The 20,633-nt window shown below is 66.8% G+C and carries 19 protein-coding genes and 1 pseudogene; 5 read left to right on the top strand and 15 right to left on the bottom strand.

Annotated elements, in window-relative coordinates:
- Nucleotides 1–27: 27 nt before the first annotated feature.
- The 3 genes from HZR81_RS00660 to HZR81_RS00650 are packed head-to-tail and all read right to left on the bottom strand — an operon-like array spanning nt 28 to nt 5,619.
- Nucleotides 28–1,494, bottom strand: a complete 1,467-nt coding sequence (locus tag HZR81_RS00660) for an efflux transporter outer membrane subunit (RefSeq protein ID WP_500127061.1) — start codon at nt 1,492–1,494, stop codon at nt 28–30.
- The gene (locus HZR81_RS00655) at nt 1,491–4,535 is read right to left on the bottom strand and encodes an efflux RND transporter permease subunit (protein ID WP_500127060.1); all 3,045 of its coding nucleotides are present in this window, start codon (nt 4,533–4,535) and stop codon (nt 1,491–1,493) included. The genes HZR81_RS00660 and HZR81_RS00655 overlap by 4 nt, the downstream gene beginning before the upstream one ends.
- A gap of 4 nt (nt 4,536–4,539) precedes the next feature.
- Nucleotides 4,540–5,619, bottom strand: a complete 1,080-nt coding sequence (locus tag HZR81_RS00650) for an efflux RND transporter periplasmic adaptor subunit (RefSeq protein ID WP_500127059.1) — start codon at nt 5,617–5,619, stop codon at nt 4,540–4,542.
- Between the two features lie 244 nt (nt 5,620–5,863).
- Between HZR81_RS00650 and bfr the strand changes: the two genes are divergently transcribed.
- Entirely contained in the window at nt 5,864–6,331 is a 468-nt protein-coding gene (gene bfr / locus HZR81_RS00645; RefSeq protein WP_014819086.1) for a bacterioferritin, read from the top strand.
- A 42-nt stretch (nt 6,332–6,373) separates the two neighbouring features.
- Here bfr and HZR81_RS00640 read toward each other — a convergent pair whose 3' ends face one another.
- From HZR81_RS00640 to HZR81_RS00625, 4 genes and pseudogenes are all read right to left on the bottom strand, one after another.
- Nucleotides 6,374–7,078, bottom strand: a complete 705-nt coding sequence (locus HZR81_RS00640) for a methyl-accepting chemotaxis protein (RefSeq protein WP_500127252.1) — start codon at nt 7,076–7,078, stop codon at nt 6,374–6,376.
- A 198-nt stretch (nt 7,079–7,276) separates the two neighbouring features.
- Nucleotides 7,277–8,161 (bottom strand): annotated as a pseudogene (locus HZR81_RS00635) (methyl-accepting chemotaxis protein); the annotation flags it as partial.
- Between the two features lie 302 nt (nt 8,162–8,463).
- Nucleotides 8,464–8,904, bottom strand: coding sequence for a Cu(I)-responsive transcriptional regulator (cueR, locus tag HZR81_RS00630; protein ID WP_208216755.1), 441 nt, complete (start codon nt 8,902–8,904; stop codon nt 8,464–8,466).
- Between the two features lie 13 nt (nt 8,905–8,917).
- On the bottom strand, nt 8,918–11,296 hold the full coding sequence (locus HZR81_RS00625) for a heavy metal translocating P-type ATPase (RefSeq protein ID WP_500127058.1): 2,379 nt from the start codon (nt 11,294–11,296) through the stop codon (nt 8,918–8,920).
- A 148-nt stretch (nt 11,297–11,444) separates the two neighbouring features.
- Between HZR81_RS00625 and HZR81_RS00620 the strand changes: the two genes are divergently transcribed.
- Nucleotides 11,445–11,636, top strand: coding sequence for a heavy-metal-associated domain-containing protein (locus HZR81_RS00620; RefSeq protein WP_500127057.1), 192 nt, complete (start codon nt 11,445–11,447; stop codon nt 11,634–11,636).
- 4 nt (nt 11,637–11,640) lie between these two features.
- On the opposite strand, the gene HZR81_RS00615 is transcribed toward HZR81_RS00620, so the two are convergent.
- Nucleotides 11,641–12,288 carry a TetR family transcriptional regulator gene (locus HZR81_RS00615; RefSeq protein ID WP_110775906.1) on the bottom strand — a complete coding sequence of 216 codons (648 nt, stop codon included), beginning with the start codon at nt 12,286–12,288 and terminating at the stop codon, nt 11,641–11,643.
- 205 nt (nt 12,289–12,493) lie between these two features.
- Here HZR81_RS00615 and HZR81_RS00610 point away from each other — a divergent pair, with 205 nt between their 5' ends.
- A complete protein-coding gene (locus tag HZR81_RS00610) occupies nt 12,494–13,666 on the top strand; it encodes a Bcr/CflA family multidrug efflux MFS transporter (RefSeq protein ID WP_110775907.1) in 1,173 nt (390 codons plus the stop codon).
- 4 nt (nt 13,667–13,670) lie between these two features.
- Here the strand turns inward: HZR81_RS00610 and HZR81_RS00605 are convergent, their stop codons facing one another.
- From HZR81_RS00605 to HZR81_RS00595, 3 genes are all read right to left on the bottom strand, one after another.
- On the bottom strand, nt 13,671–13,835 hold the full coding sequence (locus HZR81_RS00605) for a hypothetical protein (RefSeq protein ID WP_166082458.1): 165 nt from the start codon (nt 13,833–13,835) through the stop codon (nt 13,671–13,673).
- A 99-nt stretch (nt 13,836–13,934) separates the two neighbouring features.
- Nucleotides 13,935–14,885 carry an adenosine deaminase gene (locus HZR81_RS00600; protein WP_063541959.1) on the bottom strand — a complete coding sequence of 317 codons (951 nt, stop codon included), beginning with the start codon at nt 14,883–14,885 and terminating at the stop codon, nt 13,935–13,937.
- A 449-nt stretch (nt 14,886–15,334) separates the two neighbouring features.
- On the bottom strand, nt 15,335–15,922 hold the full coding sequence (locus HZR81_RS00595) for an IMPACT family protein (RefSeq protein ID WP_500127251.1): 588 nt from the start codon (nt 15,920–15,922) through the stop codon (nt 15,335–15,337).
- 208 nt (nt 15,923–16,130) lie between these two features.
- Here HZR81_RS00595 and HZR81_RS00590 point away from each other — a divergent pair, with 208 nt between their 5' ends.
- Nucleotides 16,131–16,460: a four-helix bundle copper-binding protein gene (locus HZR81_RS00590; protein WP_014597733.1), complete on the top strand. Its 330-nt coding sequence runs from the start codon at nt 16,131–16,133 to the stop codon at nt 16,458–16,460.
- A 49-nt stretch (nt 16,461–16,509) separates the two neighbouring features.
- Here HZR81_RS00590 and HZR81_RS00585 read toward each other — a convergent pair whose 3' ends face one another.
- Genes HZR81_RS00585 through dksA form a run of 3 tightly spaced genes read right to left on the bottom strand, consistent with a single transcriptional unit; the run spans nt 16,510 to nt 18,770 of the window.
- Nucleotides 16,510–17,154, bottom strand: coding sequence for a DUF1826 domain-containing protein (locus HZR81_RS00585; RefSeq protein ID WP_500127056.1), 645 nt, complete (start codon nt 17,152–17,154; stop codon nt 16,510–16,512).
- Nucleotides 17,154–18,356, bottom strand: a complete 1,203-nt coding sequence (zigA, locus tag HZR81_RS00580) for a zinc metallochaperone GTPase ZigA (RefSeq protein ID WP_500127055.1) — start codon at nt 18,354–18,356, stop codon at nt 17,154–17,156. The genes HZR81_RS00585 and zigA overlap by 1 nt, the downstream gene beginning before the upstream one ends.
- A gap of 9 nt (nt 18,357–18,365) precedes the next feature.
- On the bottom strand, nt 18,366–18,770 hold the full coding sequence (dksA, locus tag HZR81_RS00575) for an RNA polymerase-binding protein DksA (protein WP_197860866.1): 405 nt from the start codon (nt 18,768–18,770) through the stop codon (nt 18,366–18,368).
- A gap of 211 nt (nt 18,771–18,981) precedes the next feature.
- Between dksA and HZR81_RS00570 the strand changes: the two genes are divergently transcribed.
- On the top strand, nt 18,982–19,356 hold the full coding sequence (locus HZR81_RS00570) for a VOC family protein (RefSeq protein ID WP_102838657.1): 375 nt from the start codon (nt 18,982–18,984) through the stop codon (nt 19,354–19,356).
- 22 nt (nt 19,357–19,378) lie between these two features.
- Here the strand turns inward: HZR81_RS00570 and HZR81_RS00565 are convergent, their stop codons facing one another.
- Nucleotides 19,379–20,560 (bottom strand): MFS transporter, encoded by a 1,182-nt coding sequence (locus HZR81_RS00565; RefSeq protein ID WP_500127054.1) that lies wholly within the window; start codon nt 20,558–20,560, stop codon nt 19,379–19,381.
- Nucleotides 20,561–20,633: the final 73 nt, after the last annotated feature.

Below are 20,633 nucleotides of genomic sequence, written 5' to 3'. Positions count from 1 at the left end.
CGGCTTGCATTGTCACCAACCGACCCCTCAGGGCGCTGACTGATCCTCAGAGACCGCCGCACCATCCGCGGCGTTCCAGCCACCACCCAGTGCCACGTACAACGCCACCTGCGCGGTTGCCAGTGCGGCGCGACCTTCCAGTGCCCGCTGGCGCGCCTGCAGTGCGCCGCGCTGAGCGTCCAGCACCTCGCTCAGGTTCGCCTCGCCCAACTCGTAGCTGCGCTGCGCCAGCCGGTGCGCGCGCTCGCGGTGCTCGCGGGTGCGGCTGAGGGCGGCGTGCCGACGTTGCTGGCCGGCAATGCGTGTCAGGCCGCGTTCGACCTCCTCCAGCGCCCGGGCCAGGGCCTGCTCGAAGGCGATGTAGGCGGTCTCGCCCTCGGCATCGGCCAGTTCGATGGCGGCGCCACGGTTTGCATAGTCCAGCAGCGGCAGGCCGAACGTGGCGCCGACCCGGGCGAAGTTCGAAGCGCTGGAAACGGCGTCGCCCAAGGCGAAGCCGGAGCGCCCCACGGCAGCCTGCACCGCCAGTTTCGGGAACAGGTCGCGGCGGGCGGCCAGTGCCTGCAGTTCGGCGGCATCCAGCCGCGCCGCTTCGGCGATCAGGTCCGGGCGGCGGCGCAGCAGGTCGATGGGCTGGCCGGGAGCGATGCGCTGCTCCGCCAGCGGGACCGGCGCGCTGGCGGCGAGCCGCGTGGCGGTGCTGCCCGGCGGCTCGGCGAGCAGGGTATCCAGCGCCAGCTGCGCTTCGGCCAGGTGGATGTCCAGCTCGTCCAGATCGGCTTCCAGCGATGCGCGTTCGGCGGATGTGGCTTCCACGTCCAGCCGGGTCACTTCGCCGGCGTAGAACAGCAGCCCGGCGATACGCTCCAGCTCGCGCGCCACTTCGATGCCCTCGACCAGCAACGCGCGCTGGCCCTGCAACGCGCGCAGCTGCAGATAGCCCTGGGCGGTATTCGAGGCCACGGCCAAGCGCGCGGCGATCGTCTGCGCCTCGGCCGAGCGCAGTTGCTCGGCCGCACTGTCACGCCGCGCGCGGGTGGCGCCGAACAGGTCGAGTTCCCAGGTCGCCTGCAGCGCCAGCTCCCAGGTATCGAAGCTGATCACGTCGTCGTCCGGGATGAAATCTGCCAGTGGGCTGTCGGGTTCGGCGTCCTGGTCGTTCTCGATCCACTGGCGGCTAGCCGAGCCCGGCAGGTCGAAGCTCGGCAGCAGGCCGGCGCGCGACTGGCGCAGCTGCGCGCGGGCGCTGTCGACCCGCGCCATGGCCAGGCGTACATCGTGGTTCTGCTGCATGGCGCGGTGGACCAGCGCGGTGAGCTGCGGGTCGTCGAACTGGCGCCACCAGGCGGCGAGCGTCTCGGCATCCGCCGCGTGGCTGCCGGCGGCGCTGAACCAGGTATCCGGCAGTTGCGGCGCCGGATGCTGCGGTGCGCTGGAGCAGGCGCCCAGGGCCAGGGCGAGCAGCAGCGGAGCGGCCAGGGCCTTGGCAGTCATGCGGTTTCCTCCTGGCGCACTTTCATCAGCAGCAGGTACAGGCAGGGCACGGCCAGCAGCGTCAGCAGCGTGGCGAAGCCCAGGCCGCCCATGATGGTCACTGCCATGTTGGCGAAGAACGGGTCGAACAGCAGCGGCACCATGCCCAGCACGGTGGTGCCGGCGGCCATCATCACCGGGCGCAGGCGCGACGCCGAGGCTTCGATGATAGCGGTCAGGCGCGGCACCTCGTCGTCGATCTGCCGGTCGATCTCGTCCACCAGCACCACGGCATTCTTGATCAGCATGCCGGTGAGGCTGAGCAGGCCGAGCAGTGCCATGAAACCGAACGCCTGACCGGTGAGCAGCAGGCCGAAGCTCACGCCGCAGATAGCCATCGGCACCACCGCCCAGATCATCAGCGGTTGGCGCACCCTGGCGAACAGCAGCACGGTGACCAGCACCATTGCCAGGTAGGGCACCGCCAGCGTGCTGGCCAGCGCCTGCTGGGCCTCGGAAGACTGCTCGTAGTCGCCGCCCCATTTCAGGCTGTAGTTGACCGGCAGTTCGATGCCCTCGATCAGCGGGCGGATGCGCTCGTGCGCCGCGTTGGTGTTCTCGCCGTCGCGTGGTTCGGCGCGGATGGAGATGGTGCGCTCGCGGTCGTAGCGCACGATGATGCTGTCCTCGCTGACCGGCTCGACGCCATCGGCGACCTGCGCCAGTGGCACGTAGCCGGTGCCGGCGGGGCTCCAGATCAGCCGTTGCAGCAGCTCGCCGCTATCGATGCGATCCTCGGGCGCGGCGCGCAGCAATACCGGGATCAGCTCGTCACGCTCGCGCAGCAGGCTGACCCGCTGGCCCTCGCTGCCGGCGGCCAGGGCACGCGCCACGGCCTGGCGGGTCAGGCCGGCATCGGCGAGGCGATCCAGTGCCAGTTGCGGGCGCAGCACCAGCACCTGCTGGCGCCAGTCATCGCGCACGTTGAACACCTTGCCCTCGTCCTGCAGTCGCTTGCGACCCTCGGCTGATATGGCCCGCAGCACCTCGATGTCCGGGCCGCTGATGCGCGCTTCCAGCTTGGCCTCGGCATTGGGGCCGAACATGAACTGCGCGGCCGAGACGTCGGCCGAGGGATAGCGTTGCGGCAGCTGCTGGTTGATCTGCCGCACCAGCCCGGCGATCAGCTCGGCGTCCTCGGTGCGCACGAGGAAGTGCATCAGTGCCGAATTCGGCTGCTCCGGCATATAGGTCAGCATGAAGCGCGAGGCGCCAGCGCCGATGAAACTGGACACTTCGCTGACGCCCTCCAGCTCCGCCAGATACGCCTCCACGTCAGAGGCGGTCTCTGCGGTCTCGCGAATGTGCGTGCCCTGCGGCAGGAACAGGTTGACGTAGAACAGCGGCGTGCTAGAAGGCGGGAAGAAACTCTGCGGCAGGCGAGTGAAGATCACCGCGCTGATCACCGTCAGCACGACCAGCACGCCGATGGTCAGCCAGGGCCGGTGCAGCACGCCAACGGCCAGTCGCCGATAGCGGTTGTACCAGGGGCCGTTGTAGGCGGCGTCGGGATCCTCGTCGGTCTTGGCGTTGCGCAGCATGTAATGACCGAACAGCGGCACCAGCAGCAGCGCCAGCAGCCAGCTGAGCAGCAGCGACACGGCTATGACGAAGAACAGCGAGAAGAGGAACTCACCAGTGGTGTCCTGGGACAGACCGATGCCGGCGAAGGCGAGGATGCCGATGATGGTGGCGCCGAGCAGCGGCCACTGCGTCTGTTGCAGCGTTTCCTGTGAGGCTTCGAGGATGCTCTTGCCCTGGCGCTGGCGTACCAGCATGCCGTCACAGACCACCACCGCATTGTCCACCAGCATGCCCATGGCGATGATCAGCGCGCCGAGGGAAATCCGCTCCAGCTCGATGCCCGCCAGCCACATCACCAGCAGCGTGCCGAGCACGGTGAGAAACAGCACCGCGCCGATGATGATGCCGGCGCGCAGTCCCATGGCGATGCACAGCACGCCGACCACGATGGCCACCGAGAGGAACACGTTGAGCGCGAAGCTGTTGACCGACTCATCGACGATCCGGTGCTGCTCGTACAGCGGATGCAGTTCAGCGCCCAGCGGCATGCGGTGTTCGATGGCCTGCAACGCCGCCTCGACGCTGTGCCCGACCTCGACGATGTTCGCGCCCGAGACGCCGCTGACACCCAGGGTCAGTGCCGCCTGACCGTTGTGGCGGATGATCTGCCGCGGCCGCTCGGCGTAGTCGCGCGACAGCCTGGCGATGGCGCCCAGCTCGACCCGCTGCGCGCCCTGGCCGACCGGCAATGCGCGCAGCTCGTCGAGCGAATCGAAGGCGCCGCTCGGGCGCAGGCGTACGAAAAACTCGCCGGCATGCACGCCGCCGGCATCCACTGCGGCATCGGTGTCGGCCAGCGCCGCGGCGATCTCGTCGGGGGCGATGCCCATCGCGGCCAGCTGCGCCTGGTCGACTTCCACGAGGATGCGCTCTTCCTGCACGCCGGCGATCTCGACCTTGCCGACGCCGTCGGCGGCCACCAGCGCGCGGCGCAGATCCTTGGCCGTCTCGTGCAGCTCCTTGAGCGTCAGGCCGTCGCCGGTCAGCGCGTAGAAGATGCCGTAGACGTCGCCGAAATCATCGTTGACCTGCGGCGGTTCGATCCCCGGCGGCAGGTCGCCCTGGGCATCGTTGATCTTGTTGCGCAGCTCGTCCCAGATCTGCGGCAGCGCATCGCCGTCGTAGCGGTCCTGCATCTCCACGCGAATCTCGGCGATGCCCGGCATCGAGCGCGAGCGGATCTCCTTGATCTGCGACATCTGCTGGATCGCGCTCTCCAGCGGTTCGGTCACCTGTTGCTCGACCTCCAGCGCTGTGGCGCCGGGGTACTGCACGTTGACGATGGCCTGCTTGATGGTGAATTCCGGGTCTTCCAGGCGGCCGATCTCGAAGAAGGCGAGGGTGCCGCCGAGCAGGCAGATCAGTACCAGAATCCAGATGTTGACCGGCCGGGTGATGGCGTAGCGGGCGAAATCCATCGGCTCAGTTCCGCTCCTGCGCTTCGATCGGCTGGTCCTCGTGCAGCTTGCTGCCGCCGGCGACGATGATCGGCATCCGCGCCTGCAAACCGTCACCGCGAATCAGCGCCTGATCGCCATCGACCTGCTCGAGCTGCACCGGCTGCCGCCGCGCGCGGCCATCGTCCGCCTGCCAGATGAAGTGCTGGCCGTCGCTGCCGGTCTGCAGCGCCGACAGCGGCAGGCGGAAGGCGTCGTGGGTCCTCTGCGGCTGCGGCGGACGTTTGATGCTGACGCGCATGGCCATGCCCGGCAGCAGGTTGTACTCCTCCGGCGGCTCGCCCTGCAGCACCAGGCGGTAGGTCCGCGCGCCTTCACGCGGTTGCGTGCTGTGTTCCTTGTAGCGCAGCGGCAGGCGCACATCGGCAATCACCAGCTCGCCTTCGGCCTGCAGACCGGGGCCGAGCGGAATGCTCAAGGCGGCGGTTTCCGGCAGGTCGACGCCGACTTCGATATGACCGTTGTCCTGCATCTCGAAGACCGGCGTGCCCACCGCGACCACCATGTCCGGCTCGGCCAGACGGCGCGCCACCACGCCGTCGAACGGTGCATTCAGCGTGCTCTGATCGAGATCGCGCTGCGCGCTGTCACGCGCCACCCGTGCCGCCACCGTGTTGGCTTGCAGCGCTTCGATGGCGGCCGGCGCGAGGATGCCTTCGGCGAGCAGGGTGCGCTTGCGTGCCAGATCCGCCTCCAGTTGACGCAGGCGCGCCTCGGCTTCGCGCAGCTGCAGGCGGTAGTCGGTGCGATCCAGCTGTGCCAGCGGCTGTCCTCGGATCACGCGGGTACCTTCGTCGACGAGGATGCGCTCGATACGCCCGGCCACCTCGAACGACAGCTGCGTGGACGTCACGCTCTGCACCACGCCGGAGAAGCGCAGTGCCTCGGCTTGCGGCTCGGCTGCCTGCAGCGGCTCGACCAGCGCCACCCGCGGCGGCTGGGGTGCCGGCTCGGCTTCCGAGGAGCAGCCGCCGAGCAGTGGCAGCGCGCAGGCGATGATCGTCAACCAGGCCAGGGTCACTGGAAATGCTCGTGTTGACGTCATCGGGGCTCCTGGCTGCTCGCGTTGCGGGCGCGCTGACGCCCGTTGGGACTGACAGTAGAGCCCTGGGTCGGCGCAGGAGTTCGGCGGCAAATTGTTGCCAACGGGGTGACCGGGTGGTCGATTTTCGCCAATGCTCTGCCACACTGACGCATGAGCGGCTGCGTCTTTGCAGCGCTTGACCGTCGTGAACTCAGCGGGGATGCTTGCCCGCTGTTGAAGGCGCATCACTCATGGGGAATACGCAATGCAAGGCCAGGCACCGGTAATCGACTATCTGAAGGAGCTGCTGCGCGGCGAGCTGGCGGCGCGCGATCAGTATTTCCTGCATTCGCGGATGTACGCCGACTGGGGCTTCAGCAAGCTCTATGAACGCATCAATCACGAGATGGAGGAGGAGACGCAGCACGCCGATGCACTGTTGCAGCGCATCCTCTTTCTCGAAGGCACCCCGGACATGACGCCGGAGCCGATCAATCCGGGGCACACCGTGCCGGACATGCTGCGCAATGACCTGGCGCTGGAGTACAAGGTGCGCGCCGCGCTGGCCCAGGGCATCGCGCTGGCCGAGCAGCACGGTGACTACCCGACCCGCGACATGCTGGCGCTGCAGCTGCACGACACCGAGGAAGACCACGCCTACTGGCTGGAGCAGCAGCTCGGCCTGATCGACCGCATCGGTCTGCAGAACTACCTGCAATCCCAGGCCAGCTGATCGCTGCACCGCGAGGCAGGGCCTGCCTCGCGGTGCCTCTTCTCAGAGCCGGAAGCGGCTCACCATCATCTGCAACTGACCACCCAGACGCGCCAGTTCGGTGCTCGAGGCGGCCGTCTCTTCGCTGGCAGCGGCGGTCTGCTCCGACACATCGCGCACGTTCACCACGCTACGGCTGATCTCCTCGGCCACCGCGCTCTGTTCCTCGGCGGCCGCGGCGATCTGCTGGTTCATCGCCTGGATGTTCGACACGGTGCGGGTGATGCTGCCGAGCGAAGCGCCAGCGCGGCGTGCCAGCTCGACGCCGCTGTCGGTCAGGTCGCGGCTGGTGTGCATGATCGAGGCGACCTGCTGGGTGCCGTTCTGCAGCGCGGCGACCAGCCCTTCGATTTCCTCGGTGGACTTCTGCGTGCGCTGCGCCAGCCCGCGCACCTCATCGGCGACCACGGCGAATCCGCGGCCGGCCTCGCCGGCGCGGGCGGCTTCGATGGCGGCGTTGAGTGCCAGCAGGTTGGTCTGCTCGGCCACGGCACGGATCACGTTCATCACGCTGCCTATCTTGTCGCTTTCTTCCTGTAGCGCCGTCATCGCCTCGCTGGAGCGCACCACGGCGCTGGCCATGCGTTCGATCTGCGTGACCACCTCGGTGACGACGCGATCGCCTTCGCGGGCTTCGCCATCCGCCTCGGTGGCGGCCAGCGCGGCCTGCTCGGCATTGCGCGCCACTTCCTGAACGGTGGCCGACATCTCGTGCATGGCGGTAGCGACCTGGTCGGTTTCTTCCTTCTGGCTGTTCACGCCGGCGCTGGTCTGCTGGGTAACCGCCGAAAGCTCCTCGGCGGCGGCGCTGATCTGGCTGACGCCATCGCGGATGCCGCCGATCAGTTCGCGCAGGGTCGCGCCCATCTGCTGGATGCCGCGCTGCAGCACGCCCAGCTCGTCGCGGCGCTGGATCTGTGCGGTGGCGCTGAGGTCGCCGGAGGCGATGCGCTCGACGTCGGCCAGGGTGGCACGCAGCGGCAGGATGATCTGCCGGGTGATCAGCCAGGCGGCCAGGATGCCCAGCACCAGCGCCAGCAAGGCGCTGACGATCAGGCGTGTACGCGCGGCGGCGCTTTCCACGGCGAGTAGGTCGAGCTGAAGCTGGTAGAGCGAGTCGCTGATGCGGACGATTTCCTTCTGCTGATCGGTCATTTCCTGGCGCGCCTTGGCGATTGCCAGGGTGGCCTTCTCCAGCGATTCGATGGCGCCGCGGTACTCGCCGAGCACGGCACGGATCTGCTGCAGCGTCGCCGCGTGGTCGGCGTCGAGCGCTGCGGTATGGCGATCCAGCGTGGCCTGGGCGGCATCCAGTTGTGCGTAGACTGCCTTCGCCGCCTCGGCACCGGGAGTCGCCATGTAGACGCGCAGCAGGTATTGGGCGCGCTGCACGTCATCTTCGATGCGGGTGATGGCCTGGAATTGCGCGAAGCGCCCCTCGTCATACTCCGCTAGCTGCAGTACCTGGCGGGTCACCCCTGCGTTCAGCTCAGCCAGGCGCGCGGCGGCGCCGTCGATGGTGGTGCGCGCGGCATTGGCCTGGGCGTAGCCCTTGCGCATGTCGTCCAGCGAGTTTTGGTACTGGGCGTTGTAGCCGGCCTGTTCCTTCAGCTGGGCGACGTCGTCCGGGTGCTCGAAGGTCTCCAGCAGCTTGGTCTGCTGGGAGAGGTAGATGCCCAGGTTGTTGTCCAGCCGCTTGGTGGACTCGTTGTCGCCACTGGCCAGCATGAATTGCAGGCGGGCGATGCGCAGGTCGGTGAGGGTCTTGTTCAGCTGGGATATTTCGGTCATCAGTCCGCTGCGCTGGATGACGCTGTCCAGGCTGGCCCAGCCGTTCCAGGCGAGGACGATGGTGAGAATCAGGACGGTGGCGAAGCCCAGCGTGAGCTTCCTGCTGACCCCGATGTTTGCAAACCAGTTGTTCATGGCACTCCAAGCGAAAGCGAAGTAGTCGGTCCGAGTCGACGCCGCAAGGCGAGGCTCGTATACCGCAGCGCTTTCGGCCGGATGCATACGAACTTGAATGTAAAGCGAGGAACGGTCGTAGCGCCGGATGATCGCTCCCCAACGCCGAACCAGACCTGTCCGATCGGTCAGGTCTTGTTGCGCGTGAGCGGTGACGGCGCCTGCTCAGGGCGGACGCAGCTGCCGCTCTCGATGCCCTGCAGGATCGGGCAGTCCGGCCGATCATCGCCCTGGCAGTGGTCGACCAGCTCCTGCAGCGTGTCGCGCAGGCCGACCAGCTCGGCGATCTTGCGGTTCAGCTCGTCGATATGCGCGCCGGCCAGGGCCTTCACGTCGGCGCTGGCACGCTGGCGGTCCTGCCACAGCGCCAACAGCTTGCCGACCTCTTCCAGCGAGAAGCCCAGGTCACGGGCGCGGCGGATGAAGGCCAGCTGGTGCAGGTCGCGCTCGTTGTAATGTCGGTAGCCATTGGCGCCGCGCCCGGCGGGCGTGAGCAGGCCGATGGATTCGTAGTAGCGGATCATCTTCGCCGTGAGGCCGCTGTGCTTGGCGGCCTGACCGATGTTCATGGCGTGCTCCCGATCATTCTTCCGGTTTCCAGGAACGCAGCAGCAGGGCGTTGCTCACCACGCTGACGCTCGACAGGGCCATCGCCGCACCAGCCACCACCGGGCTGAGAAAGCCGAAGGCGGCGAGCGGAATGCCCACCAGGTTGTAGATAAAGGCCCAGAACAGGTTCTGCTGGATCTTGCGGTAGGTGCGCCGACTGATCTCCAGTGCGGCCGGCACCAGGCGCGGATCGCCGCGCATCAGAGTGATGCCGGCGGCGTGCATGGCCACGTCGGTGCCGCCGCCCATGGCGATGCCGACATCCGCCGCGGCCAGGGCCGGGGCATCGTTGATGCCGTCGCCGACCATCGCCACCACGGCGCCGCCCTTCTTCAGCTCCGCCACGGTGGCGGCCTTGTCCGCCGGCAGCACCTCGGCATGCACGTCATCGATGTGCAGCGCTTCGGCCACCACCCGCGCGCTGCCACGGTTGTCGCCGGTGATCAGGTGGCTGCGGATATGCCGCGCCGCGAGCCCGGCAATCGCCGCGGCGGCGCCGTCCTTGAGGCTGTCACCGAAAGCGAACAGACCGAGGATGCGCGGCTCGGGCGCTTGTTCCACCAGCCAGGAGAGGGTGCGGCCCTCGGCTTCCCAGCGCTGGGCGGTGTCCAGCAGCTCGCCAGGCTGCAGGCCGTACTCTTCGAGCATGCGCCGGTTGCCCAGCGCCAGCTGCTGACCGTCCAGCGTGCCGGCGATGCCGCGGCCGCTCAGGGCCTGGCTCTTCTGCACATCCGGCACCGTGATGCCATCGGCTTCGCAGCGTTCCAGCACGGCACCTGCCAGTGGGTGTTCGCTGCCGCGCTGCAGGGCGCCGGCCAGGCGCAGTATCCGCGCTTCGTCGCCGTCCACGGCATGCAGGTGGATGATCTGCGGCTTGCCCGAGGTGAGCGTGCCGGTCTTGTCAAAGGCCACGGCATTCACCGCATGGGCGACTTCCAGCGCCTCGGCGTCCTTGATCAGGATGCCGTGGCGTGCCGCCACGCCAGTGCCGGCCATGATCGCCGCCGGCGTCGCCAGGCCGAGGGCGCAGGGGCAGGCGATGACCAGCACGGCCACGGCGTTGATCAGCGCGACCTCGACCGGCGCGCCAGTGAGCAGCCAGCCGATCAGGGTGAACACGGCGATCACCAGCACCGCCGGGACGAACACCTGGCTGACCTTGTCCACCAGCTTCTGGATCGGCGCCTTGGCCGCCTGGGCGTCTTCCACCAAGCGGATGATCCGCGCCAGCACGGTCTCGCCACCGAGCGCGGTGGTGCGCACCAGCAGCCGACCCTCGCCATTGATCGCGCCACCAGTGATGCGGTCGCCCGGCGCCTTGTTCACTGGCAGGCTCTCGCCGCTGATCAGCGCTTCGTCGGCCTGGCTTTCGCCCTCGACCACTTCGCCATCCACCGGGAAACGCTCACCGGGGCGGACCAGTACCAGATCGCCGAGGCGCAGCGCGGCGATGGCAACATCTTCCTCGCGGCCTTCGACTACCCGTGTCGCGCGGTCCGGACGCAAGGCTTCCAGCGCCCGGATCGCCGCGCTGGTCTGGCGCTTGGCGCGGCTCTCCAGGTACTTGCCCAGCAGCACCAGGGCAATCACCACCGCCGAGGCCTCGAAATACAGGTGCGGCATCTGCCCGGCCGGCGTCGCCCACCATTGATAAAGGCTGAGGCCGTAACCGGCGCTGGTGCCGATGGCGACCAGCAGGTCCATGTTGCCGGCACCGGCGCGCACCGCCTTCCAGCCGGCGACGTAGAAGCGCGCACCGAGGACGAACTGCACCGGCGTGGCGAGCAGGAACTGAATCCATGCCGGCAGCATCCAGTGGCCGCCGAACAGCTCGGCGAACATCGGCAGCACCAGCGGTGCGGCCAGCAACAGGGCGGCGATCACCGCCCAGCGTTCACGCTGCAGGCGTCGCGCGGCATCCTGTTCGGGGCGCTGCTGGTCGCCGGCGCTCGCCTTGTAGCCGGCGGCCTCGATCGCCTGGATCAGCACGGCGGGGGCGGGCGTGCCGATCACCTCGACATGCGCGCGCTCGCTGGCCAGGTTCACCGCGGCGCTGCGCACGCCGGGCACCTTGAGCAGGGCGCGTTCGACCCGGCCGACGCAGCTGGCGCAGGTCATGCCTTCGATGTTCAGCTCGATGCTCTGCATAGGCACGCCGTAGCCGGCCTTTTCCACGGCCTCGATCAGCGTTGCCACACCCAGGTCATCGCCTTCGATACGCACCTGTTCGTTGGCCAGGTTGACGTTGGCCGCGGCGACGCCCGGTACCTTGAGCAGGGCGCGTTCGACGCGGCCGGCGCAGCTGGCGCAGGTCATACCGCTGACCGGCAGCGTATGGGTGGCGCTGGACATGGCTGTGACTCCTCGGGTTGCGATGGCTGCAGGATCGACCTTAACCCTGTGGCAAGGTCAACACCATGATCTGCGACAGCAGGTGCCTTGACCTTGCCCAGGTGGCAAGGTCGAGAATCCGTGCATCTACCAGTCGAGGAGAGAGACGATGCAAGTACTCAACGTGAGCGGAATGACCTGCAGCCACTGCGAGCGTGCGGTTACTCAGGCCATCCAGGCGCTGGACCCGCAGGCTCGGGTGCAGGTGGATCTGGCGGCCGGAACCGTGCAGGTCGAGAGCAGCGCCAGCGAGCAGGCGATTCGCCAGGCGATCAGCGAAGAGGGTTATCAGGTGAGCTGATCGCTCACGCGGCAGGCTGGTCGGGATCGTCCGGCCAGTCGCGGACCAGGCCGCGGAACAGTGGGTCGATCAGCGCCTTGGTATCGACCTGCGGCGCGAACAGCTCGGTGTCGCGCGTCCAGTCGGTGAACAGCCCGACCACCATGGCATGCAGCGACAGTGCGGCGAGCCGCGGCGTGACGCCGGGTCGCAGGCAGGCCGAGGCGTTGCGCAAGAGGTTTTCGCACAGGTCGATGAATTGGTTGATAAAGGCGTGGTGACGTTCCTCGGCTTCGCGCAGTTCGTCGGTGAATTCGCACTTGTGCAGCAAGATGGTGAAGATGCGACGCTTCTGCTCGTTGCTGGCCAGGGTGCTGATGGCCTCGACCGTCAGGTTGCGCAGGGCGATCAGGGATTGCAGCGGCTGCTGCTGATCGCAGGTGCAGAGGCGCTCGTTCATCTGCTCCGGTGGCAGGCGAATCTGGTTGAGCATCTCGTGAAACAGGTGCGCCTTGTTCTGAAAGTGCCAGTACACCGCACCGCGTGTCACCCCGGCATCCCGGGCGATCTGGTCGAGGCTGGTGTGGGCTACGCCCTTGTCCAGAAACAGCCGCTCGGCGGAGGCGAGGATGGCGATGCGGGTCTTCTCGGCTTCTTCTTTGGTTCGGCGCATGGGGCAGGTTCGGCAGATAGCGGCTGCTTCGGGCATCCAGCAGCGTTGGAGGCGACCAGTGTAGCGAGGCATCTCGTCGCGATGCATGTTTACAAGCGGCGGTGTATGTAACAGCATCTTGCACGCCGGTGCAAACCCTCGAACGAGGTAACGGTCCACCGAGTGGCCCTCGCGCCACCTTCTCTTTCCTGCTTGCGAGCTTCTGATGTCTCTGCGGATTCTCCTCATCCTGGGCGCGCTCAGTGCGTTCGGTCCCCTGGCCATCGACATGTACCTGCCGGCCTTTCCCTTGCTGGCGGAGTCGTTCGGCACCAGCGTCGATCACGTACAGCTTTCGCTGGCTGCCTATTTCATCGGTCTGGCCATCGGTCAGCTGGTCTATGGCCCGCTGGCCGATCGCTACGGCCGGCGTGGGCCGCTGCTGGTCGGTGTGACGCTGTTTACCCTGGCCTCGCTGGCCAGCGCCTTCGCGCCGTCCATGGACTGGCTGATCGGCGTGCGCTTCGTGCAGGCGCTCGGTGGCTGCGCCGGCATGGTGGTTGCGCGGGCCGTGGTGCGCGACCTGTGCGATCCGATGACCAGCGCCAAGGTGTTCTCGCAGCTGATGCTGGTGATGGGCTTGGCGCCGATCCTTGCGCCAGTGGCGGGCGGCGCGTTGCTGGCTACCTTCGGTTGGCCATCGATCTTCATCCTGCTGACGCTGTTCAGCGCAATCTGCCTGGTGGCGGTCACGCTCTGGCTACCGGAAACCTATCCGGCCGGGCTGCCGCGCCAGCCGATGTCCGGTGCGCTGGGACAGTACCTGCGGCTGTTCCGCGATCGGTTCTTCATGGGCCACGTGCTGACCGGCGCGCTGTGCATGGCGGGAATGTTCGCCTACATCACCGGTTCGCCCTTTGTCTTCATCGAGCTGTATGGCGTCAAGCCCGAGCATTTCGGCTGGCTGTTCGGCATCAATGCCGCGGGCTTCATTCTGATGGCGCAGGTGAACGTGCGGCTGGTGCGCTGGCGCGGGCCGGAATTCTGGGTGCGGCGCTGGGTGTGGTTCTTCTTCGGCAGTGCGCTGGCGCTGCTGGCGGTCGCCGCCGCGCAGCCCGAATCGCTCTGGCCGTTGCTGATCCCGCTGTTCTGCTGCGTGTCCTGCCTGGGCTGTCTGTTGCCGAACGCCACGGCCTGCGCCATGGCTGACCAGCGTGCCAATGCCGGCAGTGCTTCGGCTCTGCTTGGCAGCCTGCAGTTTGCCATCGCAGCGATTGCCGCTTCGGCGATAGGCGCTTTGCACAACGGCACAGCGGTGCCGCTGGCGGCAATCATGAGCCTGTGCGGGCTGCTGGCGACGCTCGTCGCCTATGGCACGGCGCGCGCCAGCACGGAGTGAAGTATCAGGCGCTCAGTGGCAGGCGATGCGGCGCCTGCAGGCGTCGCTGCAGGGTTTCGACGAAGGCGCGTGCCTCGGCCTCGCTGCGGAAGGTGACGCGCTGGCGGTCCAGGCAGACCTGCCAGGCGCTGTCGGGATAGGGCGTCAGGCGGCGGACGAGAATGTTCATGGCGATCTCCTCGCAAGTTGGCGCCGCTCAGTCTAGGCGCAGCCACGGCCCGCGTGGCGAGCCATGGTGTCGCAGGTCGGCCTTGCGCCGACGAATGGCTCAGTAGGCCAGGCGCGCGTCCAGGCTGTTCTGCGCCAGGCGGCGAGCCTGCGCTTCGGTCATCCCCAGGCTCTCGTGCAGCGCGACGAAATTCTCCGTCACGTAGCCGCCGAAGTAGGCCGGGTCGTCGGAGTTCACCGTGACTTTCACGCCCTGCTCCAGCAGCTCGAGGATGTTGTGCTGGCGCATGTCGGCGAACACCTTGAGCTTGGTGTTGGACAGCGGGCAGACGGTCAACGGAATTTGCTCCTCGATCAGCCGTGCGATCAGCTTCGGATCTTCCGCGGCGCGCACGCCATGGTCGATGCGGCTGACCTTGAGCAGATCGAGCGCCTGCCAGATGTATTCCGGCGGGCCTTCCTCGCCGGCATGGGCAACGGTGAGCAAGCCTTCGCCACGCGCCTTGTCGAACACGCGCTGAAACTTGCTCGGCGGATGGCCGACCTCGGAGCTGTCCAGGCCGACGGCGAAGAAGGCATTGCGATAGGGCAGCGCCTGTTCCAGGGTCTTGAAGGCTTCTTCTTCCGGCAGATGGCGCAGGAAGCTGAGGATCAGCCCGCTGCTGATGCCCAGCAGCTCACGGCCATCGGCCAGCGCCGCGCTGATGCCGTTGAGCGCCGCCTCGAACGGCACGCCACGGTCGGTGTGGGTCTGCGGGTCGAAGAAGGGCTCGGTATGTACCACGTTCTGCTCTTCGCACTTCTGCAGGTAGGCCCAGGTCAGGTCGTAGAAGTCCTGCTCGGTGCGCAGCACGTCGGCGCCGGCATAGTAGAGGTCGAGGAATTCCTGCAGGTTGCCGAAGTTGTAGGCGCTGCGCAGCGCCTCGACGTCGTTCCAGGGCAGGGCGATCTTGTTGCGCTCGGCCAGGCGGAACATCAGTTCAGGCTCCAGCGAGCCCTCCAGGTGCAAGTGGAGTTCGGCCTTGGGCAGATTGTTGAGCCAGTCGTGCATCGCGAAATTCTCGTCTTGCGGGTGTGGGGGCATTCTAGCGACGGGTTGTCGCATCCGGATATGGCCATCGGCTGTTTGCCGTGCCTAGCAGGCGTCGATGACAGTGCGATGAAGCTTCCGTTTCATTTGGCGAATATTTGACCAGCGGTCTGCGAGCCAAGCACGGCGCGGCCTGGCAAGGTTGTTCCCAATGTTATCCACATACTTCTCCACGCGAATCGGGCATAACTGGCAGCTGGCAGAACGCGATAGATGGCATTGCGTCATCGCGCGACCGCTCAGTCAAAAAACACTGCAATTCAAGCGTTTAACGTGATAGAGGCGGGTCTGCAAGGCGCTCTGACTAAAAAATGTACAGATTTCTGCAGCCCCCGTGGCAGGCGCTTCGCAGCACGCCATACAAATGTTATCCACAGTTGCTTCCACAGTATTTGTGGGCAACGCAGGCTCTAGTCCGACGTTTCCAGCTGGCTACGACCGCGGGTGATATCAGCAAGCAATCTGCCCAGTGGCTGCAGCTGAGCGGCGGGAAGGGCAATCTCCAGCGTCGCGCCGTCGGCGTCGAAATGCTCGGCTTCCAGCAGCGCTTCGAAATCCCCCAGGCGCGCCTTGAGCAGCGCCAGTTCGGCGAAGCGGCAATGACAGCGGCAGCGCGAGCGCGAGACCAGCTCGCTGCGCTCGCCGGCCTGCAGACATTTGGCGGTGGTGCCGCCGTAGGCACGGGCGAGGCCGCCGGTGCCTAGCTTGATGCCACCGAACCAGCGGATCACCACCACCGCAACCCGATCGAAATCCTGCCCTTCTATGGCCGTGAGCATTGGTCTTCCCGCCGTACCGCCGGGCTCGCCGTCATCGCTGAAGCGGTATTGATTGCCGATCTTCCACGCCCAGCAGTTATGCGTAGCGGTCGGATCGCTGACCGCCTGGATGAATGCCTGCGCGTCTTCCGGACTTTGTACCGGTGCCGCCTTGGCCAGGAAACGGCTCTTGCTGATGACTTCCAACAGTTCGCACGGCGCGGACAGGGTGAAGGGCATGAGAAATGTGGCTTCCGGATAGCGCAACGAGGCGAGCATTGTAGCCGCGTCGGAGTCGTCGCAAAGGCCGGGCGGCCTTGACCATCCGGCCAACGGGCTGAACTTATGCCGCCGCCTCGGACCCCTAGTTAGTAAGGCGTGGCTCGCGCCTGACGCCAGTGGCCTACCAGAGCCACTTCCTACCGGCTAGAGAAAAGGAGGAAACACCATGCTCAACTCCAGTTACCAGTCATGCATCCAGGCCTGTTCCAATTGCGCCCTGGTCTGCGAGACCTGCGCGGCCTCCTGCCTGCGCGAGGACGACGTGAAGATGATGGCGCGCTGCATCGAGCTCGATCGTGACTGCGCCGACATGTGTGCGATCGCGGCGGTGCTGATGACCCGCGACAGCGCCTATGCCAAAGCGTTCTGCAAGCTCTGTGCGCAGGTCTGCCGCGACTGTGCCGAGGAGTGCGGCAAGCACCAGCACGACCATTGCCAGGCCTGCGCCGAAGCCTGTCGCAAGTGCGCTGAAGAGTGCGAAAAGATGGCGGCCTGATCGGTCGTCGATCTGGAGGGCCGCAGCTGCGGCTGTCGGCCCTTCTGCTTCAGGCCAGCCAGTCCAGCGTCAGGATCAGGCGGCGCTCGGTGCTGGTTGCCTGCGGCGAGCGGTGAATGATCCCGGCGCCTTCGTTACCCAGCCATTTCTCCCCCTTGAACAACGCCACGTCGCCAGCCCCGAGCTGCTCGATGGCGGCCGGGTCTGTCGGTTCGGCTGCCGGATCACCGAGACGCCGACGTGGCATGCCGTCCTCGCGAAGCCATTCGCTACCCGCGCCGGCATAGGTGGTGATCAGCCGCAGCGGCACATGATCGACGTGGAAGCGCGGGCACATGGCCTTGTCCAGCAGCCGCAGGCGCAGGCCGATGCGTCGCGCGTCGACCAGACAGGCGAAGGCGCGGGTCAGCCAGGCGACATCCGCGACGAAGCCGGCATGTCCGGCGAGGTCCCGGTGGTTCGCGGTCAGGGTCGGCAGCTGCAATTCACCTTCGGCGCCCGGTTCCAGCGTCAGGGACTCAGCCAGCGGTTCGCCCAGCGCCAGCAGCGTCTCGGCGAAGCCGGTGATGTGCAGGGGTAGTCGGCGCTGCCACACCGCGAGGTTGACCCCATCTTGCAGGGCTTCGGCGAGTACCGCCGGGGTATCGCCGAACAGCTGCCGCGGCTGCGGGCGAGTCGCCGCAAGCGCCAGCATCAGGCGACCTGCTCGTGCCAGGGGCCGAACGGGTCCGGCAGGCGCAGCCAGCCGTCGATGCCCAAGGCCCACTCGCTGTCGTTCAGCAGGCAGGCGTCCAGCTCGCGGCGCAGCTGGTCGAAGTCGATGTTCTGTCCGATGAAGACCAGTTCCTGGCGGCAATCGCCGAACTCGCCGCGGGATTTGCCAAGGATCGCCGTGCGGCTTTCGCGGTCGCTCGGCCAGGCTGACTCCGGCGTGAAGTGCCACCAGCGCCCGGCGTAGTCGTAGCGCATCAGCCCACCGGCCTGCGACCAGCTGCCGGCTTCCTCGGGGCGGGTAGCGAGCCAGAAGAAACCCTTGGAGCGTAGCAGGCGGCCGTTGCTCCACTCGCGGTTGAGGAAGTTGTAGAAACGCTGCGGATGGAACGGCCGGCGCGCCAGGTAGGCGGTGGAGGCGATGCCGTATTCCTCGGTTTCCGGCACATGCTCACCGCGCATTTCCTTGAGCCAGCCGGGCGCCTGGGCGGCGCGTTCGAAATCGAAACGGCCGGTGTCGAGGATTCGGTCGAGCGGCACCTGACCCATGCTCATCGGCAGGATATCGGCGTGGGTGTTGAGCCGGCCGAGGATGGCGGTCAGCTCCTCGCGTTCGGCGGCGGAAATCAGGTCGATCTTGCTGATCAGGATGACGTCGGCAAACTCCACCTGCTCGATCAGCAGCTCGGTGACCGAGCGCTCGTCGTCCTCGCCAAGGGTTTCGCCGTGGCTGGCCAGACTCTCGGCCTCGTGGAAGTCGCGCAGGAAGTTCACCCCGTCGACCACCGTGACCATGGTGTCCAGGCGAGCCAGATCGGCCAGGCTTTGGCCCTGTTCATCGCGGAAGGTGAAGGTCTCGGCCACCGGCAGCGGTTCGGAAATACCGGTGGACTCGATCAACAGATAGTCGAAGCGGCCCTCGCGGGCGAGCTTGCCGACTTCCTCAAGCAGGTCTTCGCGCAGGGTGCAGCAGATGCAGCCGTTGCTCATCTCCACCAGCTTCTCTTCGGCGCGATTGAGGCTGACGCCGCGCTGCACCTCGTTGCCGTCGATGTTGATCTCGCTCATGTCGTTGACGATCACAGCCACGCGGCGGCCGTCGCGGTTCTTCAGGATGTGGTTGAGCAGGGTGCTCTTGCCGGCGCCGAGGAAGCCGGACAGGACGGTTACAGGGAGGCGGTTCATGGCGGTCTCTCAGGCGGATCGTTGGTGTTTTTCGCGCTGTTCCTGGCGTTGCTTCGCCTCGATGGACAGCGTCGTGGTGGGACGCAACAGCAGGCGCTGCAGCCCGATGGGTTCACCGGTTTCGGCGCACCAGCCGTACTCGCCGCGGGCGATGGCGTCCAGCGCGGCGTCGATCTTGTCGAGCAGCTTTTTCTCCCGCTCCAGAACGCGCAGCTGCCAGTGCCGCTGTTCTTCGGCGCTGCCGATGTCGGCGGGGTCGCTGCTCGGTTCCTGTTCGCGCAGCGCCTGGAATTCTTCCTCGATACGCGCCTGCAGCTCGGCACGCTGGCGCAGCAGCAGGTCGCGGAAGAAGACCTGTTGGTCGGCGTTCATGTATGCCTCGGCGGGCTGGGCGAGTAGTTCGGCTTCGGTCATGGGCGGGTGTCCGGCAACATCGTCCGCATAGTTATAACATAACATCTACTGTTGCGAGAGCTTATCGAGTGAGGTTGAGCGACAGTCGAAGGAAGGGCGCTGATGTGCGCGGTGCAGTACCGCCAGGGCACTTGCATGCATGGCCGATCACGTCTGTACTGGCTCGCTACCGGCGCCGGCCCGGTTTGTCGGCGTGCCAGTGGAGCAACCCATGAACCCGACTTTCCAGCCTGGTCGAAACATGGCGATGAAGGTGCCCGCCCATGAGTACGCGAGCACCGTTGCCTTCTACCGCGAGACGCTGAGGCTCAAGGAGCTGACGCCTAGCGATGCCGACGGCGAACAGACACCGCGCTTCGAGTTCGGCGACAAGGTGCTCTGGCTCGATCGCGTGGCGGGCATCAGCCAGGCAGAGATCTGGCTGGAGGTGGTGACGGACGATCTGGACGCTGCATCGGCCCTTCTGCAACAGCGCCATTGCGCCCGTCGCGATGAAATCGAACCCCTGCCCGATGGCTTCCGCGCGTTCTGGATCTCCAGCCCGGCCAATATCATTCATTTGATTTCCGAGCAGAAGCTGTCCTGAACGCGCCTCCGGCTGCGCAGCATTACGCCGCCTGCTTTTGCCGATAGCCCTGCGCAACCTGCACCAGTACCACCAGCGTTACGATGGGCAGCAGCCCGATGTTCACCGCCGCCCAGCCGGCCTGCGCGATCAAGGCGCCGGAGGCGAACGACATGGCTGCGGCGACGCTGCCGTTGCTCAGCTCCATCAGGCCCTGAGCCCGGGCGCGTTCGCTCGCTACGTGGCCCTGGCCCAGCTGGGTGGTGCCGGCGACCAGCATGAGGTTCCAGCCGATGCCGAGCAGGCAGCTGCTGAGCAGAAAGTGCCAGTGGCTGATGCCGAGCAGGGCGACCACTGCGCTGGCGATCAGCAATCCTCCACCCCCACAGGCGACCAGCCGGCAGCCGAAACGATCCACCAGCGGCCCGGCGACGAACGCCGGGAGGAACATGCCGAGCATGTGCCACTGAATGACCTGGCCGCTGGCCTGCAGATCCAGACCTTCGCCGTGCATCGCCAGGGGCGTGGCGTTCATCACCAGGATCATCAGGCCGTGGCCGGCAGCGGTGGTCAGCACCGCGGCGCGAATGGTCGGCCGCGCTAGCAGCGCCTGCCAGCTGATCGTCGCCGAATCGGCCCGGGCTGCCGGCATGCCCGAGTTCGCCGGCAACCCGGCCAAGACCACGAATCCCAGTGCCGCCAGACTGGCGATCAACAGATAGGTGCCGGCGAAAGGCACGCCGGCGAGATCACGCGCCATATGGCCGAGCGTGGGCGCTATCAGCGCCGCCAGCACGCCACCGCCGATCACGCAGGCCGTGGCGCGCCCCTTGAAGGCATCGCTCACCGCTTCCAGCGCGGCGAAGCGGTAATACATAGCCGAGGCCTGATAGGCGCCAATGGGCAGAGCGCCGATACAGAGCAGGGTGAAGCTGTCGAGCCAGAGCGACAGCGCGCTGATCAGCCCGCCCAGCACGCCGGCCAACGCTCCGATGAGGAAGCCGGCGCGGCGTCCGCGGCGTTGCATCAGGCCCGCCAGTGGCTGCAGGGCGAGCAGGCCGCCGAGCATCAGCAGGGCCAGCGGCAAGGTGGCGAGGCCCGCCGCTGGCGCCAGGCGCAGGCCGACGATGGCGGTGAAGATGATCCCGGTCATCGAACAGGACCAGAACAGCGCCTGGGCGATGAACAGGCGCAGGACCTGGGGATTGCTGAGCAAAAGATGCATGAGCGGCTCCTTGAGGGTGGCGAGCGGGCACAGCGCTGCCTGGCCAGATGCCGAGCGGGCTGGGAACGGTGAG

It is taken from the genome of Pseudomonas sp. LM13 (genome assembly GCF_041381355.1).
GTDB classification, from domain to species: Bacteria; Pseudomonadota; Gammaproteobacteria; order Pseudomonadales; family Pseudomonadaceae; genus Stutzerimonas; species Stutzerimonas frequens.
Note: the sequence above shows the minus strand (reverse complement) of the source record. Positions and strands in the feature narration are given on the sequence as shown.

Excerpts from the sequence above, each read along its gene's own strand:
- HZR81_RS00660 (WP_500127061.1), bottom strand. The coding sequence starts at position 1,494 with ATGACTGCCAAGGCCCTGGCCGCTCCGCTGCTGCTCGCCCTGGCCCTG.
- HZR81_RS00655 (WP_500127060.1), bottom strand. The coding sequence starts at position 4,535 with ATGGATTTCGCCCGCTACGCCATCACCCGGCCGGTCAACATCTGGATT.
- HZR81_RS00650 (WP_500127059.1), bottom strand. The coding sequence starts at position 5,619 with ATGACGTCAACACGAGCATTTCCAGTGACCCTGGCCTGGTTGACGATC.
- bfr (WP_014819086.1), top strand. The coding sequence starts at position 5,864 with ATGCAAGGCCAGGCACCGGTAATCGACTATCTGAAGGAGCTGCTGCGC.
- HZR81_RS00640 (WP_500127252.1), bottom strand. The coding sequence starts at position 7,078 with ATGTCGGCCACCGTTCAGGAAGTGGCGCGCAATGCCGAGCAGGCCGCG.
- cueR (WP_208216755.1), bottom strand. The coding sequence starts at position 8,904 with ATGAACATCGGTCAGGCCGCCAAGCACAGCGGCCTCACGGCGAAGATG.
- HZR81_RS00625 (WP_500127058.1), bottom strand. The coding sequence starts at position 11,296 with ATGTCCAGCGCCACCCATACGCTGCCGGTCAGCGGTATGACCTGCGCC.
- HZR81_RS00620 (WP_500127057.1), top strand. The coding sequence starts at position 11,445 with ATGCAAGTACTCAACGTGAGCGGAATGACCTGCAGCCACTGCGAGCGT.
- HZR81_RS00615 (WP_110775906.1), bottom strand. The coding sequence starts at position 12,288 with ATGCGCCGAACCAAAGAAGAAGCCGAGAAGACCCGCATCGCCATCCTC.
- HZR81_RS00610 (WP_110775907.1), top strand. The coding sequence starts at position 12,494 with ATGTCTCTGCGGATTCTCCTCATCCTGGGCGCGCTCAGTGCGTTCGGT.
- HZR81_RS00605 (WP_166082458.1), bottom strand. The coding sequence starts at position 13,835 with ATGAACATTCTCGTCCGCCGCCTGACGCCCTATCCCGACAGCGCCTGG.
- HZR81_RS00600 (WP_063541959.1), bottom strand. The coding sequence starts at position 14,885 with ATGCACGACTGGCTCAACAATCTGCCCAAGGCCGAACTCCACTTGCAC.
- HZR81_RS00595 (WP_500127251.1), bottom strand. The coding sequence starts at position 15,922 with ATGCCCTTCACCCTGTCCGCGCCGTGCGAACTGTTGGAAGTCATCAGC.
- HZR81_RS00590 (WP_014597733.1), top strand. The coding sequence starts at position 16,131 with ATGCTCAACTCCAGTTACCAGTCATGCATCCAGGCCTGTTCCAATTGC.
- HZR81_RS00585 (WP_500127056.1), bottom strand. The coding sequence starts at position 17,154 with ATGCTGGCGCTTGCGGCGACTCGCCCGCAGCCGCGGCAGCTGTTCGGC.
- zigA (WP_500127055.1), bottom strand. The coding sequence starts at position 18,356 with ATGAACCGCCTCCCTGTAACCGTCCTGTCCGGCTTCCTCGGCGCCGGC.
- dksA (WP_197860866.1), bottom strand. The coding sequence starts at position 18,770 with ATGACCGAAGCCGAACTACTCGCCCAGCCCGCCGAGGCATACATGAAC.
- HZR81_RS00570 (WP_102838657.1), top strand. The coding sequence starts at position 18,982 with ATGAACCCGACTTTCCAGCCTGGTCGAAACATGGCGATGAAGGTGCCC.
- HZR81_RS00565 (WP_500127054.1), bottom strand. The coding sequence starts at position 20,560 with ATGCATCTTTTGCTCAGCAATCCCCAGGTCCTGCGCCTGTTCATCGCC.